23 protein-coding genes and 1 pseudogene are annotated in these 22,777 nt (G+C 55.7%); 14 read left to right on the top strand and 10 right to left on the bottom strand.

The window, feature by feature from the left end; translation table 11 throughout:
* Window positions 1–7 precede the first annotated feature (7 nt).
* Together D9980_RS15730 and mdcH are read left to right on the top strand one after the other, a co-directional pair.
* Window positions 8–631: a malonate decarboxylase holo-ACP synthase gene (locus tag D9980_RS15730; RefSeq protein WP_121607798.1), complete on the top strand. Its 624-nt coding sequence runs from the start codon at window positions 8–10 to the stop codon at window positions 629–631.
* Complete coding sequence (mdcH, locus tag D9980_RS15725; protein WP_121607797.1) at window positions 631–1,560, top strand: malonate decarboxylase subunit epsilon; 930 nt, start codon at window positions 631–633, stop codon at window positions 1,558–1,560. The genes D9980_RS15730 and mdcH overlap by 1 nt, the downstream gene beginning before the upstream one ends.
* Here the strand turns inward: mdcH and D9980_RS15720 are convergent.
* Window positions 1,557–2,477, bottom strand: coding sequence for a LysR family transcriptional regulator (locus D9980_RS15720; RefSeq protein WP_024484333.1), 921 nt, complete (start codon window positions 2,475–2,477; stop codon window positions 1,557–1,559). The two genes, mdcH and D9980_RS15720, sit on opposite strands and share 4 nt — an antisense overlap.
* A 208-nt stretch (window positions 2,478–2,685) precedes the next feature.
* Between D9980_RS15720 and yacL the strand changes: the two genes are divergently transcribed.
* The 5 genes and pseudogenes from yacL (at window position 2,686) to D9980_RS15695 (ending at window position 7,220) form a co-directional block, all read left to right on the top strand.
* Window positions 2,686–3,048, top strand: a complete 363-nt coding sequence (gene yacL / locus D9980_RS15715) for a protein YacL (protein WP_021179705.1) — start codon at window positions 2,686–2,688, stop codon at window positions 3,046–3,048.
* Between the two features lie 203 nt (window positions 3,049–3,251).
* Window positions 3,252–4,207: pseudogene (locus D9980_RS15710) on the top strand (2-keto-3-deoxygluconate permease 1).
* Entirely contained in the window at window positions 4,204–5,475 is a 1,272-nt protein-coding gene (locus D9980_RS15705; protein WP_121607796.1) for a four-carbon acid sugar kinase family protein, read from the top strand. Before D9980_RS15710 ends, D9980_RS15705 begins: the two are co-directional and overlap by 4 nt.
* Window positions 5,435–6,448, top strand: coding sequence for a D-threonate 4-phosphate dehydrogenase (locus D9980_RS15700; RefSeq protein WP_237734009.1), 1,014 nt, complete (start codon window positions 5,435–5,437; stop codon window positions 6,446–6,448). The genes D9980_RS15705 and D9980_RS15700 overlap by 41 nt, the downstream gene beginning before the upstream one ends.
* Window positions 6,449–6,461: 13 nt before the next feature.
* A complete protein-coding gene (locus D9980_RS15695) occupies window positions 6,462–7,220 on the top strand; it encodes a DeoR/GlpR family DNA-binding transcription regulator (protein WP_024484337.1) in 759 nt (252 codons plus the stop codon).
* Window positions 7,221–7,256: 36 nt separating this feature from the next.
* On the opposite strand, the gene speD is transcribed toward D9980_RS15695, so the two are convergent.
* From speD to D9980_RS15680, 3 genes are all read right to left on the bottom strand, one after another.
* The gene (gene speD / locus D9980_RS15690; RefSeq protein ID WP_121607794.1) at window positions 7,257–8,051 is read right to left on the bottom strand and encodes an adenosylmethionine decarboxylase; all 795 of its coding nucleotides are present in this window, start codon (window positions 8,049–8,051) and stop codon (window positions 7,257–7,259) included.
* Between the two features lie 25 nt (window positions 8,052–8,076).
* Window positions 8,077–8,940: a polyamine aminopropyltransferase gene (gene speE / locus D9980_RS15685; RefSeq protein WP_024484339.1), complete on the bottom strand. Its 864-nt coding sequence runs from the start codon at window positions 8,938–8,940 to the stop codon at window positions 8,077–8,079.
* 154 nt (window positions 8,941–9,094) lie between these two features.
* Window positions 9,095–9,442, bottom strand: coding sequence for a YacC family pilotin-like protein (locus D9980_RS15680; RefSeq protein ID WP_037375824.1), 348 nt, complete (start codon window positions 9,440–9,442; stop codon window positions 9,095–9,097).
* Between the two features lie 171 nt (window positions 9,443–9,613).
* Between D9980_RS15680 and cueO the strand changes: the two genes are divergently transcribed.
* Window positions 9,614–11,230: a multicopper oxidase CueO gene (cueO, locus tag D9980_RS15675; RefSeq protein ID WP_121607793.1), complete on the top strand. Its 1,617-nt coding sequence runs from the start codon at window positions 9,614–9,616 to the stop codon at window positions 11,228–11,230.
* Window positions 11,231–11,350: 120 nt separating this feature from the next.
* On the top strand, window positions 11,351–11,887 hold the full coding sequence (hpt, locus tag D9980_RS15670) for a hypoxanthine phosphoribosyltransferase (protein ID WP_071681992.1): 537 nt from the start codon (window positions 11,351–11,353) through the stop codon (window positions 11,885–11,887).
* A 41-nt stretch (window positions 11,888–11,928) separates the two neighbouring features.
* Here the strand turns inward: hpt and can are convergent, their stop codons facing one another.
* Window positions 11,929–12,588 (bottom strand): carbonate dehydratase, encoded by a 660-nt coding sequence (gene can / locus D9980_RS15665; RefSeq protein ID WP_121607792.1) that lies wholly within the window; start codon window positions 12,586–12,588, stop codon window positions 11,929–11,931.
* A 389-nt stretch (window positions 12,589–12,977) separates the two neighbouring features.
* On the opposite strand from can, the gene D9980_RS15660 reads away from it, so the two are divergent.
* The 3 genes from D9980_RS15660 to D9980_RS15650 all read left to right on the top strand — a co-directional run bounded on the left by D9980_RS15660 (window position 12,978) and on the right by D9980_RS15650 (window position 16,136).
* Complete coding sequence (locus D9980_RS15660; RefSeq protein WP_121607791.1) at window positions 12,978–13,901, top strand: ABC transporter ATP-binding protein; 924 nt, start codon at window positions 12,978–12,980, stop codon at window positions 13,899–13,901.
* Window positions 13,898–14,668 (top strand): ABC transporter permease, encoded by a 771-nt coding sequence (locus tag D9980_RS15655; protein WP_024484344.1) that lies wholly within the window; start codon window positions 13,898–13,900, stop codon window positions 14,666–14,668. The genes D9980_RS15660 and D9980_RS15655 overlap by 4 nt, the downstream gene beginning before the upstream one ends.
* Window positions 14,669–14,843: 175 nt before the next feature.
* Window positions 14,844–16,136: a polysaccharide deacetylase family protein gene (locus D9980_RS15650; protein WP_121607790.1), complete on the top strand. Its 1,293-nt coding sequence runs from the start codon at window positions 14,844–14,846 to the stop codon at window positions 16,134–16,136.
* Between the two features lie 32 nt (window positions 16,137–16,168).
* Here the strand turns inward: D9980_RS15650 and panD are convergent, their stop codons facing one another.
* The 3 genes from panD to panB all read right to left on the bottom strand — a co-directional run bounded on the left by panD (window position 16,169) and on the right by panB (window position 18,540).
* The gene (gene panD, locus D9980_RS15645) at window positions 16,169–16,549 is read right to left on the bottom strand and encodes an aspartate 1-decarboxylase (RefSeq protein WP_024484346.1); all 381 of its coding nucleotides are present in this window, start codon (window positions 16,547–16,549) and stop codon (window positions 16,169–16,171) included.
* Window positions 16,550–16,685: 136 nt separating this feature from the next.
* Window positions 16,686–17,540 (bottom strand): pantoate--beta-alanine ligase, encoded by an 855-nt coding sequence (gene panC / locus D9980_RS15640; RefSeq protein ID WP_024484347.1) that lies wholly within the window; start codon window positions 17,538–17,540, stop codon window positions 16,686–16,688.
* Between the two features lie 205 nt (window positions 17,541–17,745).
* Window positions 17,746–18,540 (bottom strand): 3-methyl-2-oxobutanoate hydroxymethyltransferase, encoded by a 795-nt coding sequence (gene panB, locus D9980_RS15635; protein WP_024484348.1) that lies wholly within the window; start codon window positions 18,538–18,540, stop codon window positions 17,746–17,748.
* Between the two features lie 162 nt (window positions 18,541–18,702).
* On the opposite strand from panB, the gene qseB reads away from it, so the two are divergent.
* Together qseB and qseC are read left to right on the top strand one after the other, a co-directional pair.
* Entirely contained in the window at window positions 18,703–19,365 is a 663-nt protein-coding gene (qseB, locus tag D9980_RS15630; protein ID WP_024484349.1) for a quorum sensing response regulator transcription factor QseB, read from the top strand.
* Window positions 19,362–20,747, top strand: coding sequence for a quorum sensing histidine kinase QseC (gene qseC / locus D9980_RS15625; RefSeq protein WP_121607789.1), 1,386 nt, complete (start codon window positions 19,362–19,364; stop codon window positions 20,745–20,747). The genes qseB and qseC overlap by 4 nt, the downstream gene beginning before the upstream one ends.
* On the opposite strand, the gene folK is transcribed toward qseC, so the two are convergent.
* Window positions 20,732–21,226, bottom strand: a complete 495-nt coding sequence (gene folK, locus D9980_RS15620; RefSeq protein WP_121607788.1) for a 2-amino-4-hydroxy-6-hydroxymethyldihydropteridine diphosphokinase — start codon at window positions 21,224–21,226, stop codon at window positions 20,732–20,734. The two genes, qseC and folK, sit on opposite strands and share 16 nt — an antisense overlap.
* Window positions 21,226–22,542 carry a polynucleotide adenylyltransferase PcnB gene (gene pcnB / locus D9980_RS15615; RefSeq protein WP_024484352.1) on the bottom strand — a complete coding sequence of 439 codons (1,317 nt, stop codon included), beginning with the start codon at window positions 22,540–22,542 and terminating at the stop codon, window positions 21,226–21,228. Before pcnB ends, folK begins: the two co-directional genes overlap by 1 nt.
* Between the last annotated feature and the right edge of the window lie 235 nt (window positions 22,543–22,777).

Genomic DNA, 22,777 nt, shown 5'->3' with positions numbered 1-22,777 from the left:
GCAACTGATGATTCGCCCGCATGACCTCATTTGGATTAGTGACCGTTCTGCCCTCAGCGCCGACCAGGCGTTGCCGGAGTGGGTTAGCCAGCAGTGGCGCACCTCATTACCGTTGGTGGTGCGGCGCGATGTTCAGGGCAACGGGCGGATCCCGGTGGGGATCCGGGGTATGAAACGCAGCCAGCGCGCCGCAGCTTGGGTTAGTGCAGAGGCTATCCGGCGCGTAGTGACGCCGGAGTCTTTGGTGAGTGAGCCGTTGGCGTTGCTGCACTCGCGCTTTGTTTCCCAGCCTCCGGTGCAGGCGCTCATAATGCTGGCTCAGCGGCCTTGGCCGTGGGGCTGGGGCGTGACCGGCAGCTGTGGTTATGCGCTGGCGACCGAAATCCCGGTGATGCATGCCGACAGCGATCTGGATCTGTTGGTTCGCTGCCCGCAGCCTGCCAGCCCCGAGGAGTTGCAGCGGCTGGCACAGTGGTTACAGGCGCTGCCTTGCCGCGCCGATGCCCAAATAGAAACACCGCTCGGCGGCTTTGCCCTGAGCGAATGGCTGCGGGATGGACGAGCGATGCTGAAAACCGCTGAGGGGCCGTTGTTGACGACGGATCCATGGGCCAGCTCTCAGGAGATCTGATGAAGATTTTATTTACCTTTCCCGGCCAGGGACCGCAGGTGCCTCAAATGCTGCACCAACTGCCGGCCAATGAAACTACCCGACAGTTGTTAAGCGAGGCCAGCTCGGTTCTTGACCAGGACGTACTGGCGTTGGATAACGCCGAAGCCTTACAGAAAACCCGGGCGGTGCAGCTGTGCCTGCTGATAGCCGGTGTGGCCTACGCGCGGGAATTACAGCAGAACGGGATCGAGGCTGATTTTGTCAGTGGACTATCCATCGGCGCTTTTCCGGCCGCGGTGATTGCTGGGGCCTTGGCATTTCCCGATGCCGTCCGGCTGGTGGCGTTGCGCGGCCAGCTAATGGAGGAGGCTTACCCTGCGGGATATGGCTTGGCGGCGATTGTCGGTTTGCCGTTGCGCCAGGTGGAAAGGCTGATAGCAGAGGTCAATAGCGCGGAGTTACCGGCCTATCTGGCCAATATCAATGCCGAAGACCAATTGGTTATCGCGGGTAGCGAAGCCGCGATGGCGCAGGTCATGGCGTTGGCAAAAACCGCCGGTGCGGCGAAAACCCAGCGTTTGGCTGTGAGTGTCCCTTCCCACTGTGCCCTGTTGGCACAACCGGCGGAAAAGCTGGCGCAGGCCATGAAGCAGGTAAACATCAACCGGCCGCAGATTGCGTATCTCAGTGGCAGTACCGGGCGTGTGCTATGGCAGCCGGAACGGATTGCCGACGACCTGGCTTTCAACATGGCTCGCACCGTGCGCTGGCATGAGGCGATGGTGGCAGCCTACGAACGAGAAGTCCGTCTGGCGATCGAAATGCCGCCGGGCGCAGTATTAACCGGCTTGACCAAAAAAGTGATGGAGCAAGGGGAAGCGCTGTCCCGCTGCCAACTGGGGCTGAACGCGGTCTGCGGCATTGTGGCCAAATATCGGCGCGATTAAACCGGCCCTTCACCGCGTGCGTACATGCGGCCTTCCGCCGTTAACGCCAGCAGGTTCGGATCCTGCTGCTGGTTACGGTTGAACACCAGCGCGATGGTTTGGCGCATCTGGTATTGTTCGCACAGCGGCAGTAATTTCAAGGTGTGTTCATACATCTTCTTCATTCGCCCTGGCACCAGCGTGTAGCCCACCCCGGCCTGCACCAGGCTGAGCATTGAGAAAATATCATTCACCCGGGTGACGATTTCCGGTTCAAAACCGGCAATCTGAAACGCTTCGCTAAAGCCGTGGTAGGTGGCGAAGCCTTCGGTCAGGGAGACAAACTTCTGGCTGCGAAAGTCTTGCAGGTCTGCCGTGCCATCGCTGTTTAGCGCCGAGGCTGCCGGTGCGGCAAGATAGATATCATCTTCAAACAGCGGCAGGATCTCAAAGCGCAGCGGATCGATTTGACTGTCCGAAACCGAAATCAGGATGGCGTCCAGCAATTGGTTTTCCAACTGGGCCAGCAGATCCTCATTCGATCCCATCGTCAGGCTAATCTCCATGGCCGGGCGGCGTACCTTCAGCCCCATGATCAACCGTGGAATAGTTTCCAGCGTCAGTGAGTAGAGCGTGCCGATACGCATGCGTTGCTGGCCAAACCCCGCCTTCAACCGAGTTTCTTCGATGCCTTTGTAGGTGAGATCCACGATATCGCGTGCGTATTCTGCCAGCGTAAGTGCTGCGGGCAGGGGCAGCAGGTTGCGCCCTTTATGAATAAACAGCGGGCAGCGGAAGCCCTCTTCCAGGGTATGTAACGCACGATGTACGCTAACGCTGCTCAAGCCAAGCTGTTCTGCGGCTCGGCCGATGTTCTCCTTCTCCATAAACGCCAGAAAGATTTCCAATTTTTTCAGGGTGATTTCGCTGTCGATCATCGGCTCAGGCTTGGGTAAGGGCAAATGAGAGCCATGATAACAACAATTACCCGTCCATAGCAGGCACCAAGAGCCTTCCCGCTTCCCAAGCGGAGGGCGGGCCGTTATATTGCGCCACGAATTATTGAACAACTTTGCGAGCGCTCACTGAGTTAGCCGCGAATTTAGGGTTAAACTCAGTCTTATACACGGCTCAGGAGGGCATGCTATGGATTACGAATTTCTGCGTGACGTAACCGGTCAGGTGGTGGTCAGATTTTCGATGGGGCATGAGGCCATCGGCCATTGGATTAACGAAGAGCTCAACGGTGATTTTAACCTGCTGGACCGTATTGAAGCCGGTGCGGCAGGGGTCAAGGGCAGTGAGCGTCAGTGGCAGTTGGAAGGCCACGAATACACGTTGCTGATGGACGGTGAAGAGGTGATGATCCGCGCCAACCAGTTGGAGTTCGAAGGTGACGAAATGGAAGAGGGGATGAACTACTACGACGAAGAGAGCCTCTCTTTCTGCGGCATCGAAGACTTCCTGACGGTGCTGAAAGCCTACCGCTCGTTTATGCTCAACTACTGATTATCCAGACGGGCGCAGGATGCTGCGCCCCTTGTGAGTCCCAGGTAGCCGATTCTCGGCCGCCTTTCCTCCCTTCTGTAGTGATTAAATAAAATCAAATAATCATGTTACTGATTTTTTAATCTGCGACACAGCGCCGATTTTTTATTTTTTGATTCAATATAATCATTTTGATTAAAATAAATCATAATGACGAGGGTAGGATGAAAATTAAGGCGACAATAGAGAAAATCCCTGGGGGATGATGGTCGTCCCACTGGTGCTTGGCGCAATGATCAACACCTTTGCTCCACAGGCGCTGGATATCGGCGGCTTCACCACGGCACTGTTTAAAAACGGTGCGGCTCCACTGATTGGTGCTTTCCTGCTGTGCATGGGGGCCGGCATCAGCTTCAAGGCGGCTCCGCAGGCACTGTTGCAAGGTGGCACCATAACCCTGACCAAGCTGTTGGTTGCCATGGCTTTGGGGTTAGGCGTTGAACATCTGTTTGGTGCTGAAGGTATTTTCGGCCTGACTGGTGTGGCAATTATTGCCGCAATGAGCAACTCCAACGGTGGCCTGTATGCGGCGTTGGTGGGCGAGTTTGGTAATGAGCGGGACGTAGGGGCGATTTCGATCCTATCCCTGAATGACGGGCCGTTCTTCACCATGATCGCGTTGGGTGCGGCAGGTATGGCGAATATCCCACTGATGGCGCTGGTGGCGGTGTTGGTTCCCCTACTGGTAGGGATGATGTTGGGTAATCTGGATCATCAGATGCGCGACTTCCTCACCAAGGGGGGCCCAATCCTGATCCCATTCTTTGCCTTCGCGCTCGGTGCTGGCATCAATCTGGAAATGTTACTGCAAGGCGGTATGGCCGGGGTTCTGCTTGGCGTGTTGACCACTTTTGTCGGCGGTTTCTTTAATATTCGCGCCGATCGACTGGTAGGGGGCTCAGGCATTGCCGGTGCGGCTGCATCAAGCACTGCCGGTAATGCGGTGGCGACGCCATTGGCGATTGCCCAGGCGGATCCTTCGTTGGCTAGCGTCGCGGCTGCTGCGGCCCCATTGATTGCCGCTTCGGTGATCACCACCGCTATACTGACCCCGATTCTCAGCTCTTGGGTGGCGAAGCGTAATGCCGCGAAGGGCGCAGCGCTGAAGGAGACAGCATGAAGATGATCGTGATTGCCGATGATTTTACCGGAGCCAACGATACCGGTGTGCAATTGGCAAAAAAGGGCGCGCGTACCGATGTAGTGCTCAACGAGCTACCACAGTCTACCCGGCGCACGGATGTGCTGGTGATCAATACCGAAAGCCGGGCGTTATCTCCTGCAATGGCGAGCGCCAAGGTGAGCGAAGCCTTGCGGGCTTATTGCCAGAGCGATACGCCGCCCCTGGTGTATAAAAAAATCGACTCGACCTTTCGCGGTAACGTAGGGGCAGAAATCGAAGCGGCGATGATCGCCAGCGGTGCGCAGTTGGCTATCGTGGCCGCAGCCATCCCTGCAGCGGGTCGGGTAACGCTCAATGGTGAATGCCGGGTTCACGGCGTACCGTTGGTGGAGACCGAGTTCGCCAGCGATCCGAAAACGCCGATCGTTTCTTCTCATATCAAGACCTTGATTGGCTTGCAGACGGCCTACCCGATCCATGAGTTGGATTTACAGGTAGTACGCAGTGGCGAGCTGGGCCGCGAGCTACCGCTCCTGAGCCACAACGGGCCAGCGATTGTGGTAGTTGATGCTGAAACGGATGGCGATCTGGCGCAGTTGGCGCAGGCAATTCAGCAACTCGGCTGCCGTTATCTGCTGGTGGGCGCTGCCGGGCTGGCAAATGCATTGCCAGCCAGCAGCTATCTGGCCGCTCGCCAGCGCCTGCCTGTGCTGGTGGTTGCCGGATCGATGAGTGAAGCCACCCGGCAGCAGATTGTGTTTGCTGCAGAAGAAAAGTCGCTCGGCATACTGGACATTGATGTCGAAGCCTTGTTGCAACCGCACAGCCAGTCTGCGGTAGATGAAATTATTCGCCAGGCCGTCAGCGTACTGCGAGATCGGCAGCACTGTGTACTACGCACCTGTAGAGATGCCGATGCCCGCCAGATGATAGATACGCTGTGTGAAAAGCATGACCTTTCGCGCCAGCAGTTGGGGGACAAAATCAGCCAGACATTAGGCTCCATCACCTTGGCGATTATCAATCAGGCTCAGATTGGTGGCTTGTTCCTGACCGGTGGTGACATCGCCATTGCGGTTGCGAGAGCGCTGGGCGCGGAAGGTTACCGTATTACCAGTGAGGTTGTTCCTTGTGTGCCCTGTGGCACTTTCGTCAACAGCGAGATCGACGATCTGCCGGTGATCACCAAGGCTGGCGGATTTGGCGGTGCTTCAACGTTGCGGGATGCACTTTATTTTATTGAGGAGATGTACAGTGGCAAATAACACGATTGCGGTCACCATGGGCGATCCGGCAGGCATTGGGCCAGAAATTATCATTAAGGCGCTGTCTGAAGGCGAGTTGGCGGGAACGCCAGCGGTCGTGGTGGGCTGTCTGCAAACGTTGCAACGCATTCAGGCATTGGGGATCGTGCCAAAGGTCGAATTGAGGCCGATCCTGAACGTTTCGGAGGCACGCTTTGCGCCCGGAATTATCAACGTGATTGATGAACCGCTAGAGGATCCCGCAGCGCTGACACCGGGGAAAGTGCAGGCACAAGCGGGCGATCTGGCTTACCGATGCGTAAAGCGTGCCACCGAACTGGCCATGGCGGGTGAGGTGATGGCCATCGCCACGGCGCCGCTGAATAAAGAGGCCCTGCATCTGGCCGGGCATCTGTATCCAGGCCATACGGAGCTGTTGGCAAAACTGACCAACAGCCGGGATTATGCGATGGTGTTGTACACCGATAAGTTGAAGGTGATCCATGTTTCCACCCATATCGCCCTGCGCAAGTTCCTTGATACGCTGAATGCCGAGCGGATCGAAACGGTGGTGACGATGGCGGATACCTTCCTCAAGCGCGTCGGTTTTAAACATCCAAGGATCGCGGTCGCGGGCGTTAACCCCCACGCGGGTGAACATGGCCTGTTTGGCGATGAAGAGATCAACATCGTCAGCCCGGCGATTGCGGCAGTAAAACAGCGGGGGATCGATGTCTCAGGCCCGTGCCCACCGGATACCGTCTTCCTGCAGGCTTATGAAGGTCAGTACGATATGGTGGTCGCCATGTATCACGATCAGGGGCATATTCCCCTCAAGCTGCTGGGCTTCTACGACGGGGTTAACATCACGGCGGGCTTGCCGTTTATCCGGACTTCTGCCGACCACGGTACCGCGTTTGATATTGCCTGGACAGGTAAAGCCAAGTCTGAGAGCATGGCGATCTCGATTAAATTAGCCACTCAGTTGGCGTGATACCACGGACGTCATGAAGCCACAAACTCGCCAGGACCAGATTCTGGAATACCTGAAAGCCCATAATCTGGTCACCGTTGAGCAATTAGTCAGCGCTATCGATGCTTCTCCTGCCACCATCCGGCGCGATCTTATCAAGCTGGATGAGCAGGGGATCATCAATCGCAGCCATGGCGGCGTGGCCCTCAACCGTTTTATCCCCGCACAGCCCACCACTAACGAAAAGCAGCTGCGTAACCCGCAGGAGAAGCGGGCGATCGCCCTGTATGCGGCCACGATGGTTAAAGCCGGTGACGCAGTGGTGCTGGACGCAGGCACCACCATGCTGGAGCTGGCGCGGCACTTGACCCACCTCCCGCTACGAGTGATCACCGCCGATCTGCATATCGCACTGTTTCTCTCAGGATTTAAACAGATCGAAGTGACCATCATTGGTGGCCGTATTGATGACAGCAGCCAGTCCTGCGTCGGCGATCATGGGCGCAGGTTGCTGCGAGGGATCTACCCGGATATTGCGTTTGTCAGCTGTAACTCGTGGAGTATTGAGAACGGTATTACCACCCCAACCGAAGAGAAGGCGGGTTTGAAGCAAGATCTGATGGCCAATGCCCGCCAGCGGGTGCTGTTGGCAGACAGCAGTAAATATGCTGCCTATTCATTATTTTGTGTGGCTCCGCTTGGCAGCCTGACGGATATCGTCACCGATAAGGCGCTGCCTGCCACCGCACAGCAGCAACTGGCGGATTTACCCGCAGGCTTGCATCTGGTGTAACTGACAGGGCAACCTTGGCTGCCCTGTATCTCAACATCACAGGTGCGGAATATTGCGCCCGTAGTAGATCTCCTGCATCTCTTTCCACAGCAGATCGGTGATCCTTTTCCGCTCCGCCTCGCTCAGTTCGTCCGGCCTGGCGTTGAACAGATAGTGCTTCAGATCGAAATCCTTCAGCAGCATCTTGGTGTGGAAGATGTTCTCCTGATACACGTTCACATCCATCATGTGGTACAGCGCCTTCATATCCTCGGACATAAAGTTCTGGATCGAATTGATCTCATGATCGATGTAATGCTTCACGCCGTCGACATCGCGGGTGAAACCGCGTACGCGATAGTCCATGGTGACGATATCAGATTCCAACTGATGGATCAGATAGTTCAGCGCTTTGAGCGGTGAAATCACGCCGCAGGTAGAGACTTCAATATCGGCCCGGAAGGTACACAGACCGCCTTCTGGGTGGCTTTCCGGATAGGTGTGGACGCAGATATGGCTTTTATCCAGATGTGCCACCACCGTCTTTGGCAGCGGCCCTGGGTGCTCAGAGGTATCCACGTCTTTCGGATCGACAGGCTCTTCGCTCATCAGGATGGTGACGCTGGCGCCTTGTGGATCGTAGTCCTGGCGGGCGACGTTGAGAATATTGGCGCCAATGATCGAGCAGGTTTCACTGAGGATCTCGGTCAGGCGGTTGGCATTGTACTGTTCGTCAATGTAGGCGATATAGCCATCGCGATCGTCTGCGGTTTTGGCATAACAAATATCGTAAATACAAAAACTCAGGCTTTTGGTCAGGTTATTGAAGCCGTGCAGTTTAATCTTTTGCAATTAGTTTTAGCCCCTATCTTCTCGCTTAACGTGAAACGTTCAGTGCATTAAGCAAATACTGCGGCAGGGCAAAGCTGCCAGCGTGAATTGCCGGATTGTAGTAGCGGCAGTCTAAGCCACTTTGATGAAAGCGTTGTTGCAGTGTGGTGACATCCAACTGGCGCAAGGCCGGGTTCTGGCTGGCCCAGGCAAAGGTCATGATGCCGCCGTAATAGGTCGGGATCGCTGCCTGATAGAAGCTGACGTCGTTAAAATACTGGCTGAGCTTGGTGTGGCTGTTGACCGCTTCGTCCTGCTGCAGGAAGCAGACGCCGTTCTGGGCTACGAAGATGCCACCCTCGTTGAGGCAGCGTGCGCAACCTTCATAGAACGCCGAGGTAAACAGGCTTTCACCAGGGCCGATCGGATCGGTACAGTCAGAAATAATCACGTCGAACTTTTCGTCGCTCTGGTTGACGAAATTGACGCCATCGTCGATCACCAGCTTGAAGCGGGGATCGTCATAGGCCCCGGCGTTGTGATTCGGTAAGTATTGGCGGCAGAACTCCACCACGCCCGCGTCGATCTCAACCATGGTGATATGTTCAACGCCCTGATGACGGCAGACTTCACGCAGCATAGCGCCGTCGCCACCGCCGATAATCAGCACTTTCCTGGCCTGGCCATGGGCCAGCAGCGGCACGTGGGTCATCATTTCGTGATAGATAAACTCATCGCGCTCGGTGGTCTGCACCACGCCATCGAGAGCCATCACGCGGCCCAGCACCGGGTTTTCAAAGATCACCAGATCCTGATGTTCGGTTTTCTCACGGTAAAGTACCTGCTCCACTGAGAAGTACTGGCCAAAGTTGGCATGCAGCGTTTCATACCAAATCTCTTTCTGGGTCATGTGCGGGTTACTCCGTAATAACAACCATGAAAAATGAGCGCAACATCATAAACCCTCCGTGTGGCAAATTACAGCATTGTCGGCAGGGCAACAGATAGGCGATAGCAAACCCTGCCAGCTATCGTTGGCAAGGCTGAGAGAAAGCAGGGGGAAGTTAGTTGGCGTAGGCCAGAAGGCTCAAGGAGTCGCGCGCCAGAGATTTGCACTTATTGGGGGTAGGGATAGCAATGCCGCTGAGATCGCGGTAGCTGTCTTCACCCAGGGATTTCATATTAAAGCTATTATAGTTAGTCAAATCCCAACGGTTTTGCTGGGCGAAGTACACGATGGCGCGTTTGATTTGCGCGTTGGGCAAATCATTATAGCCACAGTCGTTTTTGAGATAGACAAACACCGCGGTCAGATCGGCCAGATCTTCCGCTTCGGATTCATTCAGCGCCAGGCTGGCATTGGAAAAGCCCAGCATAGTCAGCAATAGCATCAACAACGTTGTTTTTTTCATCATGAAATAGACCTAGTCAATATCTGCTGACGTTACCACACTTGGCTGTAAAGGCACCAAATTAATTATGCGGGCTTAACACTCCTTAATAGTAGCTCTTGACCTTCCACTAAGGGGAGGGTTTAGGCTGCGGACCTTAAGCTTTCAATCACTGAGAAAAGGGAACCAGCGATGTTACGCCGTGATTTTATCAAACTGACCGCCGCAATAGGTGCCGCAAGCGCCTTGCCATTATGGAGCCGTGCCGCCTGGGCCGCCGATCGCCCAGCCTTGCCGATCCCACCGATTTTGACGCCAGATGCGCAAGGAAAGATCGCGTTGGCGCTGCAAACCGGTGAGATGAACTGGTTGCCTAACGTGGCTACCCGCACCTGGGGGATCAACGGTGCGTTGCTTGGCCCTGCGGTCCGTTTGCAACGGGGTAAGCCGGTGACGGTGGATATCAGTAATAAACTGCCAGAGGCCAGCACGGTGCACTGGCACGGTTTAGAGATCCCCGGTAATGTCGACGGTGGTCCACACGCTTTAATCCAACCTGGCACCACCCGGACGGTGAGTTTCACTGCCGATCAGCCAGCGTCTACCTGCTGGTTCCATCCCCATACGCATGGCAAAACCGGCGAGCAAGTGATGAAGGGGCTGGGGGGACTGGTGCTGCTGGAAGATGACGAAAGCAGCCAGTTGCCCTTGCCGAAAACCTGGGGAACAGATGATATTCCCGTGATCCTGCAAGATAAGCGCCTGGGCAAAGACGGCCAAATCGAATATCAGTTGGATATCATGAGCGCGGCCGTGGGCTGGTTTGGTGACCGCATGTTCACCAACGGTGCCAGCTATCCGCAACACATCGCGCCACGCGGCTGGCTGCGTCTGCGTTTCCTGAACGGCTGTAACGCCCGCTCGCTTAACCTGTCCACCAGCGACAATCGGCCATTATACGTGATTGCCAGTGACGGTGGCTTCCTGGGCGAACCGGTTAAGCTGACCGAACTGCCGATGCTGATGGGCGAGCGTTTTGAAGTGTTGGTCGATGCCTCCGATGGTAAGCCGTTCGATATCGTTACCCTGCCGGTGAAGCAAATGGGTATGACGTTGGCCCCGTTCGACCAGCCGCTGCCGGTATTGCATATTCAACCATCGTTGGCGCTGGGCGTGAAATCCATGCCGGACAACCTGGTGAAATTGCCTACACTGCCATCGCTGGCCGGGGTTCAGGAACGCTGGTTGCAACTGATGATGGATCCTAAGCTGGATATGCTGGGGATGCAGGCTCTGATGGATCGCTATGGTCATCAGGCGATGGCCGGGATGAGCATGGATCACGGCAATGCCGCGGGTAACATGGCTGGTATGGACCATAGTAAGATGCAAGGCATGGATCAGAGCAACATGGCGGGAATGGACCACAGCAAGATGGATCATGGCAGCAAGCCGTTTGATTTCAGCCATGCCAACACCATCAATGGCAAAGCCTTCGATATGAACAAGCCCGCATTTGAGGCTAAACGGGGCAAATATGAGAAATGGACCATCTCTGGTGAAGGCGACATGATGCTGCACCCGTTCCATATCCATGGCACCCAGTTCCGCATTCTGTCGGAAAACGGCAAGCCACCGGTGGCCCACCGGGCAGGTTGGAAAGATACGGTGTTGGTAGAAGGTTGGCGCAGCGAAGTGCTGGTGCGTTTCAATCATCTGGCCAGTGCCGATCAGGCCTATATGGCCCACTGCCATCTGCTGGAACATGAAGATACAGGGATGATGCTCGGCTTTACCGTAGCTGAATAAGTTATCCCAGGCTGCGGCAAACTACGCCGCAGCCTGTAAAGTGGTGACGCACTCGCGTCGCCACCGCCCGCCAGCTATGCTAAACTCTGCGCCCTTCTTCCGGCAACTGACCTGAAAACTATGAAACACACTGTAGAAGTAATGATTTCCGAGCAGGAAGTTAAGACCCGTATTGCTGAACTTGGCCGCCAGATCACCGAAGACTACCGCGATAGCGGCAGCGATATGGTGCTGGTCGGGTTGCTGCGTGGTTCTTTCATGTTTATGGCCGATCTGTGCCGCACTATTGAGGTGCCGCATGAGGTCGATTTCATGACCGCTTCCAGCTACGGCAGCGGCATGTCTACCACCCGCGATGTAAAAATCCTCAAAGATCTGGATGAAGACATCCGCGGTAAAGACGTATTGATCGTCGAAGACATCATCGATTCCGGCAACACCCTGAACAAGGTGCGCGAGATCCTGGCATTGCGTGGGCCGAAGTCGTTGGCGATTTGTACGCTGCTGGACAAGCCTGAGCGCCGTGAGGTTGAAGTACCGGTGGAATATGTCGGCTTCCCGATCCCGGACGAGTTCGTAGTGGGTTATGGCATCGATTACGCCCAGCGTTATCGCCATCTGCCTTACATCGGCAAAGTGGTGATGCTGGACGAATAATCCGGCCGGGATTCAGCAGGGCGCTGAACCCCGATAAGGCGCTAGAACAGGCCTTTCTCCTGCTTGAGTGTGGCTATCGCTTTGCGGTAGCCCATCTCCAGGCTCTCACGGCTGGTGGCGGTGACTTCCAGATCGTGCAGACGACCGTCCTGGATCCCGTATACCCAACCGTGGATCATCACTCTCTGACCGCGTTTCCAGGCAGACTGCATGATGGTTGAGTGGCCCAGGTTATACACCTGCTCAATGACGTTGATCTCGCACAGCACATCCAGACGTTGTTCCGGTTCCAGCTCGCCGAGCAGGGAACTGTGCTTGTACCACAGATCGCGAATGTGCAGCAGCCAGTTGTTGATCAACCCCAGTTCCGGGTTCTCTACTGCCGCTTCTACCCCACCGCAGCCCAAGTGACCACAGATAATGATATGTTCCACCTCCAGCACGTCGACGGCATACTGCACCACTGACAGGCAGTTCAAATCGGTATGGATCACCAGATTGGCGACGTTACGGTGAACGAACAGCTCACCCGGCTCCAGGCCGGTCAGGCGTTCGGCAGGCACGCGGCTGTCTGAGCAGCCGATCCACAAGAATCGCGGTTTTTGCGCTTGAGCCAAACGTTCAAAAAAGCCGGGATCTTCCTTGTTGATGTTAGCGGACCAGGCTTGGTTATTGGCGATAAGCCTTTCGATTTCTTGCATGGCGGTTATTGGCCTGTTATGAACGAATTGCGTTGATGTAATATATGGCAAGCGTCACAATTTGGAAATCGGAACAGTTGATCAAATTTATATCCTATGAATTTCAAGCCACAGCTAGACGACAAGCTATCTCATCCCCAGGAGCTTATGTTTAGTAAGTGACTGGGGTGTGACAAATCTGTCTGGAACAGATTTGAACGCTGTACACAGCGGCCACGTAGGGGTGAGGCCCAGGGATGGGCCGAATAGCTGTGCAGGTAACAACGCTGTGGTTTGAAAGACGACGGATATTTGCGCACGGATTCAACTCGGTAATAAGGCCGCTGATGATAAACTCCCTCTTAGACAAGTTCGGCAGCCAACTCCATCACAAGGTACTCTCATAACTTATGAATTATGCACTGGAAATAGCGCAGCTGACCAAAACCTACGCGGGTGGCGTCAAGGCATTGCGCGGTATCAATCTGAACGTGGAGGCGGGGGACTTTTATGCCCTGCTGGGGCCGAATGGCGCCGGGAAATCCACCACCATCGGCATTATCAGTTCGCTGGTCAACAAGACGGCGGGCACGGTGCGAGTGTTTGGTTACGATATCGATAAGGATATCGTTAACGCCAAGCGTCAGCTCGGTCTGGTGCCGCAGGAGTTCAACTTTAACCCGTTTGAAACCGTGCTGCAGATTGTGGTCAACCAGGCGGGATATTATGGCGTGGAACGTCGCGAGGCGATGGTGCGGGCAGAAAAGTACCTCAATCAGCTCGATCTTTGGGGTAAACGTAACGAGCGGGCGCGTATGCTGTCTGGCGGGATGAAACGCCGTCTGATGATTGCCCGTGCGCTGATGCATCAGCCCAAACTGCTGATCCTCGACGAACCGACTGCTGGGGTGGATATCGAGCTGCGTCGCTCAATGTGGGGCTTCCTCAAAGAGCTGAACGCCCAGGGCACCACCATTATCCTGACCACGCACTATCTGGAGGAGGCAGAAATGCTGTGCCGCAATATCGGCATCATCCAGAACGGTGAGCTGGTAGAAAACACCTCGATGAAGGGGCTGTTGGCCAAGCTGAAGTCCGAAACCTTCATCCTCGATCTGGCGGCGAAAAGCCCATTGCCCCATCTTGAGGGTTACCACAGCCGTTTGACGGACACCTCTACGCTGGAAGTGGAAGTGATGCGTGAGCAAGGTCTGAACGGTCTGTTCACCCAACTGAGCGCGCAGGGGATCCAGGTCCTGAGTATGCGTAACAAGGCCAACCGGCTGGAAGAGCTGTTCGTCAACCTGGTGAATGGCAATGGAGAACAAGCATGATGCATTTGTATTGGGTGGCCTTGAAAAGCATCTGGGCCAAAGAGATCAACCGCTTCGCCCGCATCTGGATCCAGACGCTGGTACCGCCAGTGATCACCATGACCCTGTATTTCATCATCTTTGGCAACCTGATTGGGTCGCGTATTGGTGAGATGCACGGTTTTGATTATATGCAGTTTATCGTGCCGGGCCTGATCATGATGGCGGTGATCACCAACTCCTACGCTAACGTGGCGGCGTCTTTCTTTAGTGCCAAGTTCCAGCGGAATATTGAAGAGCTGCTGGTGGCACCTGTGCCGACGCACGTGGTGATTGCCGGTTATGTTGGCGGTGGCGTAGCGCGTGGTATCTGTGTGGGGATCCTGGTAACGGTGATCTCGCTGTTCTTCGTTCCCCTGGTAGTCCATTCATGGTGGGTGATTGCGGTGACGCTGCTATTAACGGCGATCCTGTTCTCGCTAGGCGGTTTGCTTAATGCCGTCTTTGCCAACACGTTCGACGATATCAGCCTGATCCCGACCTTTGTGCTGACGCCGCTGACTTATCTGGGCGGGGTATTTTACTCGCTGACGCTGTTACCGCCGTTCTGGCAGGCGGTCTCCAAACTGAACCCTATCGTCTACATGATCAGCGGTTTTCGCTTCGGCTTCCTGGGCATTTCCGACGTGCCGTTAGCGCTGACCATGCTGGTGCTGGTAGCATTCATTGCGGTGTTCTACGGGCTGGCCTGGTATCTGATTGAGCGTGGCCGCGGCTTGCGTTCCTGATGTCATTTCCCTCCCCCTGTTGCCGGGGGAGGGCGTTTATTGATTTAGCACATACATCACTTAAATCTATAGAATTAAGGCAATAAGCCCTTTCTCCCGGCGATTTAAATCGTGCTATGCTGGCGCTCCACATTTTCTTCATTTTTTCATGACGCACTCGTAAGCAGAACAAACCATGCAGCCTCAACATAAGATAGCAGCAGGGCTACTCGGCATTGTTATGTCGCTGTTGGCACCGGCGGCGTTGGCGGATTTGCTGTCAGAAGACAGTGCTATTCAAGCCCAATACATGGAAGTGCAGCGTAACAGCGAGGTTTATTCGTTGATCGGTGAGCATGTGATCCCGGTCGGTGAAGTGAAAAAAGGGCAACTGATCCAGATGTTCCCGGCGGATGCGGAATATTACGAGCTCAAGTTTGGTAATGGCACCGGCTTTATCGATAAAAACGACGTTCGCGCCATCAGCAAAACTCGTAAGGTGAAGGACGATCTGGGAGATCTGAACAAACCGTTGACCAATCAGAATCTGATCACTCAGCGCGCAATTAACGTCTACACGGCGGCGGATAATAAAAGTGAAATCTTTGGCGTACTGGAAGAGAACCTGCGCTATCCGATTATCGGCAAGCTGAAAGATCGGCTGAATAACACCTGGTATGAGGTCAATATCGGCGATCGTCTGGGATTTATCAGTGAGTTGGACTGCGAGGTCGACAACGGCATTCCGGTGCTGACCTATCACCACCTGCTGAAAAACGAAGAGAACAAACGTTTCCGCAATACCTCGACGACCACCTCGGACGTGGCCTTCAGCAACCAGATGACCTATTTGAAGCAGACGGGTTATGACACCATCTCGATGTATCAGCTGGAAGCCTACCTGAATAATCAAATCAACCTGCCGGGCAAAGTGGTGCTGCTGACTTTTGATGACGGGTTGAAGTCGGTTTATCGCTATGCGTATCCGGTACTGAAGGATTACGGTTTCCGCGCTACGGCGTTTATCATCTCTTCGCGTATCAAACGTCACCCACAGAAATGGAATCCGGATTCGCTGCAGTTTATGAGCATTTCAGAGCTGAAAACGATCCAGGATGTGTTTGATATCCAGTCACACACCCATTTCCTACATCGTACCGATGGCAACCGTAGGCCGATCCTGCTTAGCCGTTCACTGCATAATATCGAATTCGACTTTGAACACTCAAGACGGGCGCTAGAGCAATTTAACCCGCATGTGCTGTACCTTTCCTATCCGTTTGGTGGCTATAACCAAAAGGCGATCCAGGCGGCAAAAGATGCCGGTCTGCATTTGGCCGTGACCACGGTGCAGGGCAAAGTGAAACCGGGTGATAATCCTTATACTTTAAAACGGCTGTATATCCTGCGTACCGACTCGATCCCTACCATGGCGGAGCGGATAGCCAACAAGCCTGGTGCGTTGCCAGGTGTGACGGTAACAGAATAGAGAGAAGACGGGCGCTGAAAGCGCCCGATTTTTTAGGCAACCTGAACGGGGACGGCTTTTGCCTTGCGTTGCAGGTGATTGTCACCTTCGAAGTAGGCGACTTTGGGGTGGTGCTGGCGGGCATCGGCATCGCTCATCTGCACGTAAGAACAGATGATCAGTTTGTCACCCACACAGGCACAGCGGGCGGCCGCACCGTTGACCGAAATAATGCGCGAACCGCGTTCGGCGGCGATGGCATAGGTGGAGAAACGTTGGCCGTTATCCACGTTGTAAATATCGATCGCTTCATATTCCAGGATCCCGGCGGCTTCCAGAAAATCCTGGTCAATGGCGCAGGAGCCTTCGTAGTGCAGGTCAGCCTGAGTCACTTTCACCCGATGCAGCTTGCCTTGCAACATAGTACGTATCATAGCGTTACCTAACTGAATATCGGCCTTTTCAGGCGGCTGAAGAAGAACTGCTTCCTTGCACTATTTATCGTCACCGAAAACCCGGCCAGTCTACCGCCAACCGGGTAAAAACGGCAACGACTGTACAATAAAGGGCTTACTGCGTCAGATCGACCTGTTGATTATCGATCAGGCGGGCTTTGCCCAACCAGGCGGCCATCAGCACCACGGCCCGGCGGCTTTCTACGCCCAGCGGTTGCAGCGTGTCGGCATCGCGAATAAACAGCTCGTCTGGGGTGAAACCTGCTGCGCGCAGCTTTTCGGCCGTCTGCGCCAGCAACTCTTCGATATGGCGTTCGCCGTTGCCGAGCTGCTCTGCCAGGGCGTTCATGATTTTGCTCAACTGTGGCGCGATCTTGCGTTCTTCTGCGGTGAGATAGCCGTTGCGGGAGCTAAGCGCCAGCCCGTCTTTGGCCCGCACCGTTGGTACACCAACGATATCAATGTCATAGCCCATATCCGCCACCATCTTGCGGATCAACGCCAACTGCTGATAATCCTTCTCGCCAAAGCAGGCCAGATCCGGTTGGATCAGATTGAACAGTTTGCTGACGATGGTGGAGACACCGCGGAAGTGGCCCGGACGGCTGGCGCCTTCCAACATGGTGGAGATCACCGGTACGTCGACGCTGGTGTGTTCTTCCAGCCCTTTGGGGTAAATTTCTGCCGGGGCAGGGGCGAAGATCAACTCGACATTACGGCGATTGAGCTTTTCACAGTCTTCCTGCAAGGTGCGCGGATAGCGCTCCAGATCGTCTGCACGTTCGAACTGCAGCGGGTTAACGAAAATGCTCACTACTACCACGTCGGCACGGGCGCGGGCTTCTTCCACCAGCGTCATGTGGCCCTCATGCAGATTGCCCATGGTGGGCACCAGCGCAACGCGTTTGCCCTCTTGCCGCCAGCGGCGGATCTGTTGGCGCAGCAGTGGCAGGGTTTCGATAATTACCATTCCATAACTCCTCGGTGTCTCCCCCGGTGTTGAAGTACCAGGGGATAAGCTAGTTAGCTATACCCGTCGTCTTTCAAGTTGCAGCGTTGTTACCTGCACTTACTCACCCCAGTCACTTACCCAAAAGTAAGCTCCTGGGGATGAGTAAGCTTGTCGCCTAGCTGCAACTTGAAATCCATAGGGTATATCAATCGTGGCCGGTCACTCAGTTGAACGAGTGCTCTTCGTCGGGATAAATACCTTGCTCGACTTCCCGAATATACAGCTGCACGGCACCGCGAATATCGCCGCCCTGCGCCAGAAAGTTTTTGGCAAATTTAGGGGTATGGCCGCCGGTGATCCCCAAGGCGTCATGCATCACCAGGATCTGGCCATCGGTAGCGTTGCCGGCACCAATACCGATCACCGGGATCGACAAGGCTTCAGTAACCTGGCGGGCCAGTTCGGTCGGTACGCACTCCAGCACCAGCAGTTGCATACCGGCCAGTTCCAGATTCTGGGCGTCGATCAGCAGTTGCTTGGCCGCCAACTCGTCACGCCCCTGCACCTTGTAGCCGCCAAACACGTTGACGGACTGTGGCGTGAGGCCGAGATGGCCGCAGACGGGGACGGCGCGCTCCGCGAGCATTTTCACCGTTTCGCAGAGCCAACTACCGCCTTCTATTTTGACCATGTTGGCCCCGGCGCGCATCACCTCGGCCGCGCTTTGGCAGGCAAGCTCAGGCGTGGCGTAACTCATGAAAGGCAGGTCGGCCAACAGCAGGCTGGCTGGTGCCCCACGGCGTACCGCGCGGGTATGGTAAGCCACGTCGGCCACGGTTACCGGCAGCGTTGAGTCATGCCCTTGCAGCGTCATTCCCAGCGAGTCTCCGACCAGTAATACTTTAATACCTTGTTCTTCAAACAGCTGGGCAAAGCTGGCATCGTAGGCGGTAATAGTCGCAAACTTGCGCTGCTCCTGCTTCCACTGGCGTAAATGGCTCAGGGTGGTAGGTTTCATCACAACGTCTCCTGCAGTAACCGCGCGGCCTGGATTTGTAGCACGGTGGTAAAAAGTGTTGTCATTCTACTGTAACCCTTCAGGGGTGGGTAGCTCCGATGCTGATGGTTAAGATGTTCTTAAGAAGCTTATGATGTAATGGTCTATCCAAAGGGAGAGCGCATGAGAATTCTGTTGATTGAAGATGACAAACTGATCGGTGATGGCATCAAGGCGGGCTTGACCAAGCTGGGGTTTAACCTCGACTGGTTCACCGATGGCATCGTCGGTAAGAACGCCCTGGACAGTGCACCTTATGATGCGGTGATCCTCGATCTCAGCTTGCCGGGGTTGGACGGGTTGGATTTGTTGCGCCAGTGGCGTCAGGCCGGGCAGGATGTGCCGGTGCTGATCCTGACCGCGCGTGACGCGTTGGAACAGCGTGTCAGCGGGTTGCAAAGCGGAGCCGATGATTACCTGTGCAAGCCTTTTGCTCTAACGGAGGTTGCCGCGCGGTTACAGGCGTTGATCCGCCGCCGCCATGGGCAACTGACGCCTCAACTGGTCCACGGCAACCTGGTGTTTGATGCTGCATCCCGCAGCGTGAGCTGCAACGGTGAGCCCGTGACGTTGACCCCGCGCGAACTGGCGGTGCTGGAACTGTTTCTGCACAACAAGGGGCGTGTGCTGGCACGGCCGCTGATCCAGGAAAAACTGTATAACTGGGATGACGACGTGAGCAGTAACGCGGTTGAGGTCCATATCCATCATCTGCGGCGCAAGTTGGGTAATGGTTTTATCCGCACCGTACATGGCGTGGGCTACACGCTAGGGGATGAGCCGTGAAGTCATTGAGTTTGCGGTTGCGGCTGATCCTGATCTTCAGCCTGCTGGCATTGCTGACCTGGTGCTCCGCCAGCATGGTGGCGTGGATGATGACGCGCCACAATATCAACGAAGTGTTCGACACCCAACAGATGCTGTTTGCCAAACGGCTGGCGACCGCCGATCTGGGGGATTTGCTGGCTAATCAGCAAGTGCGCAGCCTGCCAAAAACCAAGAAGATGCTGAACCACGGCAAGCGCGGAGAGCAGGACGATGATGCGTTGGCATTCGCCATCTTTTCCCACGATGGGCGCATGCTGCTCAACGACGGTGAGAACGGTGAGGATTTTCAGTTTGACGGCGAGCGGCAAGGGTTTGTCGATGGTCAACGCAAAGGAGATAGCGACAGTTGGCGGTTGCTATGGCTCACCAGCCCGGATGGGCGTTACCGCATTGTGGTCGGCCAGGAATGGGATTATCGGCATGATATGGCGTTGGGGTTGGTGATGGGGCAGTTGCTGCCCTGGCTGGTGACGTTGCCGATCCTGATGTTGCTGATCGCCCTGATGGTTGGCCGCGAGCTAAGACCGTTGCGCGAGGTGGCCGCCAGCCTACGCCAACGAGCTCCAGACGACGCTACGCCGCTGAATGCACACCAGGTACCCAGTGAGGTGCGCCCGCTGGTGGAAGCGTTGAATACGCTGTTTACGCGCATTAATAGCCTGCTGGTGCGTGAGCGTCGGTTTACTTCGGATGCTGCCCATGAGTTGCGCAGCCCATTGGCCGCATTGCGGGTGCAGACCGAGGTGGTGCAACTGGCGGGGGACGATGTACCCATGCGTGAACATGCGGTGAATAACCTAACGGTGGGTATCGATCGAGCCACGCGCCTGGTGGATCAACTGCTCACCTTGTCCCGGCTGGACTCGCTCGCCGATTTGCACGATCTGGCCTTGGTCGACTGGTGCCAACTGGTGCCGATGACCCTGGCGGAGCTGGATCGACAGGCGCATACCTCCGGGATCACGCTGCGTTACCAGCAACAGGGCGAACCTCCTGCACTATCGGGCCAGCCGCTGCTGTTATCGCTGTTGGTGCGCAATCTGGTGGACAATGCGGTACGTTACACTCCGGCCGGTGGCACGGTAACGGTCACGCTCAGCCAGCGGCAACTGACGGTGGAGGACGACGGCCCTGGCGTCACGGCTGAGCATCTGGAAAGACTGGGGGAGCGCTTTTATCGCCCACCGGGGCAGGAACAGACGGGAAGCGGGCTGGGCTTGTCCATTGTACAGCGGATTGCCAGCTTGCACGGACTGCGGGTGAGCTTTGCCAATCGGCCGGAAGGTGGGTTTATCGCGACGTTAACGTTGTCTGGGAGTGGTATTCAACCCTTGGGCTGATGCCACAGCGTCATGCCGTTTTTTGGCACGCGTTGTAAGCACTCCGCGAGGGTTTCACCGTCTGGGAATATCAGATCCGGAGCGATATCCGCCAGCGGGTAGAGCATAAATTCACGTTCTTTCAGGCCGTAATGGGGCACGGTGAGGCGTTCGGTGTTGATCACCAGATCGCCGTACAACATCATATCCAGATCCAGCGTGCGAGGGCCCCAGCGTTCATCTTTGCGCACTCGGCCCTGATTGCGTTCAATCGCCTGGGTGTGATCGAGCAGCTGTTCCGGTGGCAACTGGGTATCCAGTGCCACCACCGCGTTGAGATAATCCGGCTGGTTCTGTGGCCCCAGCGGTTTGGTGCGGTATAGCGGTGAACAAACGATCAGACGGGTGCGTGGAATATGCTCCAACGCCTCCAGCGCGGTATTCACCTGTTGCAAAGGTTGCGCCAGATTGCTACCCAGCGCGATATAAACGCGGATCATTATGCTCCTTCGTTATTTGGAGACCTGCGGCGTGGGCGGCGCTGACGAGCCCGACGCGGTGCCGGATCTTCGCCTAGCGTGCTCAACATGTTTTTCTGGCGGGCCGCGGTGGCCACCTGGAATTCATCCCACCATTCGGCAAGACGCAGCATCTCCGGGTTGTTTTCCACTTCGGCACGCAGTGCCAGCAAATCATACGCCGCACGGAATTTAGGGTGTTCCATCAGTTTGTGCGCACGCTTACCCTGACGACGGGACAGGCGTAACTGCAGTTGCCAGATGTCACGTACCAGTGTAGTGATTCGTTTGGGGATTGCCAGTGAACGGCACTCTTCGTCCAGCACATCGTTCATGGCCAGGGCAAAGGCGTCGTAATAGGCCAGGCCGCTTTCCTGCGCCAGTTTCTGTGCGTGCTCCAGCAGTGGGTACCAAAGCATGGCGGCAAACAGGAACGCCGGGTTGACGCGCTTGTCGTTTTGCAGGCGGTGATCGGTATTTTTCAGTACCTGCTCTAGAATGCGCTCCATCGGCGTGTCGTGATTCGGCGTGAAGTTACGCGCGATCAATGGGAACAGCGGCTGGAACAGCTGATATTCACACAGCTTCAGGTAGGTCTGGTAACCGTAACCCGTTTGCAGCAGCTTCAGCGCCTCTTCAAACAGGCGAGCCGGTGGAATTTCGTGCAGCAGCGAGGCCAGGCGTGGAATAGGCTCGGCGGTTTCTTCGCTGATTGTCATATCCAGCTTGGCGGCAAAGCGTACCGCGCGCAGCATCCGCACCGGATCTTCGCGGTAGCGGGTTTCCGGATCGCCGATCAGGCGGATCACGCCCTGTTGCAGATCGCGCAGGCCCCCAACGTAATCACGCAGGGCAAAGTCGGCTACGCCGTAATACAGGCTGTTGATGGTAAAATCGCGGCGCTGGGCATCGTCTTCGATGGTACCGAAGATGTTATCGCGCAGCAGCATGCCGTTCTGGGCCTGCTGGGAAGAGTTCTTGTCAGATTCCTGACTCTGTTCGTGGTGGCCACGGAAGGTGGCGACTTCGATGATTTCCGGCCCGAACATCACGTGTGCCAGCCTGAAACGGCGGCCTACCAGGCGGCAGTTGCGGAACAGTTTGCGCACCTGCTCTGGGGTAGCGTTGGTGGTAATGTCGAAATCTTTCGGCTTTTTGCCGAGCAACAGATCGCGTACACCGCCGCCGACCAGATAGGCTTCATAGCCAGATTTATTCAGGCGATACAGCACCTTCAGCGCATTTTCGCTGATATCTTTGCGCGAGATCGCATGTTGATCGCGGGGGATAACGGTCATTGAGCGCGTTCCCTCTGCGGCTACAAATGGCGGGCGTTTACGCGGCGCAGGACGGCGGGCAGGTGTTTCCCTGCCGCTCTCGGTAGAGCGCGGTGGCGTTGTTGCTAACGGTTCTGCAGGCGCGCTTTCTTCGCGGACTTGGTTTTTATCGCTGGCCGGCGCATCTTCGCGGGTCAACTTGTCATCGCGGATTAGTACCTTACGGCAGAAATTGGCTACTCGGGTAAAAATGGTA

It is taken from the genome of Serratia sp. 3ACOL1, from assembly GCF_003668775.1.
In the GTDB taxonomy this organism is placed as follows: domain Bacteria; phylum Pseudomonadota; class Gammaproteobacteria; order Enterobacterales; family Enterobacteriaceae; genus Chania; species Chania fonticola.
This window is presented reverse-complemented; position numbering and strand designations above follow the sequence as displayed.

Bases quoted from the DNA above. Each gene is read 5' to 3' on its own strand.
- pcnB (WP_024484352.1), bottom strand. From the start codon at position 22,542: ATGACCGTTATCCCCCGCGATCAACATGCGATCTCGCGCAAAGATATC.
- D9980_RS15705 (WP_121607796.1), top strand. From the start codon at position 4,204: ATGAAGATGATCGTGATTGCCGATGATTTTACCGGAGCCAACGATACC.
- D9980_RS15695 (WP_024484337.1), top strand. From the start codon at position 6,462: ATGAAGCCACAAACTCGCCAGGACCAGATTCTGGAATACCTGAAAGCC.
- D9980_RS15720 (WP_024484333.1), bottom strand. From the start codon at position 2,477: ATGATCGACAGCGAAATCACCCTGAAAAAATTGGAAATCTTTCTGGCG.
- D9980_RS15650 (WP_121607790.1), top strand. From the start codon at position 14,844: ATGCAGCCTCAACATAAGATAGCAGCAGGGCTACTCGGCATTGTTATG.
- speE (WP_024484339.1), bottom strand. From the start codon at position 8,940: ATGACCCAGAAAGAGATTTGGTATGAAACGCTGCATGCCAACTTTGGC.
- panD (WP_024484346.1), bottom strand. From the start codon at position 16,549: ATGATACGTACTATGTTGCAAGGCAAGCTGCATCGGGTGAAAGTGACT.
- D9980_RS15680 (WP_037375824.1), bottom strand. From the start codon at position 9,442: ATGAAAAAAACAACGTTGTTGATGCTATTGCTGACTATGCTGGGCTTT.
- panC (WP_024484347.1), bottom strand. From the start codon at position 17,540: ATGGTAATTATCGAAACCCTGCCACTGCTGCGCCAACAGATCCGCCGC.
- can (WP_121607792.1), bottom strand. From the start codon at position 12,588: ATGCAAGAAATCGAAAGGCTTATCGCCAATAACCAAGCCTGGTCCGCT.
- hpt (WP_071681992.1), top strand. From the start codon at position 11,351: ATGAAACACACTGTAGAAGTAATGATTTCCGAGCAGGAAGTTAAGACC.
- qseB (WP_024484349.1), top strand. From the start codon at position 18,703: ATGAGAATTCTGTTGATTGAAGATGACAAACTGATCGGTGATGGCATC.
- D9980_RS15655 (WP_024484344.1), top strand. From the start codon at position 13,898: ATGATGCATTTGTATTGGGTGGCCTTGAAAAGCATCTGGGCCAAAGAG.
- D9980_RS15700 (WP_237734009.1), top strand. From the start codon at position 5,435: ATGCACTTTATTTTATTGAGGAGATGTACAGTGGCAAATAACACGATT.
- mdcH (WP_121607797.1), top strand. From the start codon at position 631: ATGAAGATTTTATTTACCTTTCCCGGCCAGGGACCGCAGGTGCCTCAA.
- yacL (WP_021179705.1), top strand. From the start codon at position 2,686: ATGGATTACGAATTTCTGCGTGACGTAACCGGTCAGGTGGTGGTCAGA.
- D9980_RS15730 (WP_121607798.1), top strand. From the start codon at position 8: ATGATTCGCCCGCATGACCTCATTTGGATTAGTGACCGTTCTGCCCTC.
- D9980_RS15660 (WP_121607791.1), top strand. From the start codon at position 12,978: ATGAATTATGCACTGGAAATAGCGCAGCTGACCAAAACCTACGCGGGT.
- panB (WP_024484348.1), bottom strand. From the start codon at position 18,540: ATGAAACCTACCACCCTGAGCCATTTACGCCAGTGGAAGCAGGAGCAG.
- cueO (WP_121607793.1), top strand. From the start codon at position 9,614: ATGTTACGCCGTGATTTTATCAAACTGACCGCCGCAATAGGTGCCGCA.
- folK (WP_121607788.1), bottom strand. From the start codon at position 21,226: ATGATCCGCGTTTATATCGCGCTGGGTAGCAATCTGGCGCAACCTTTG.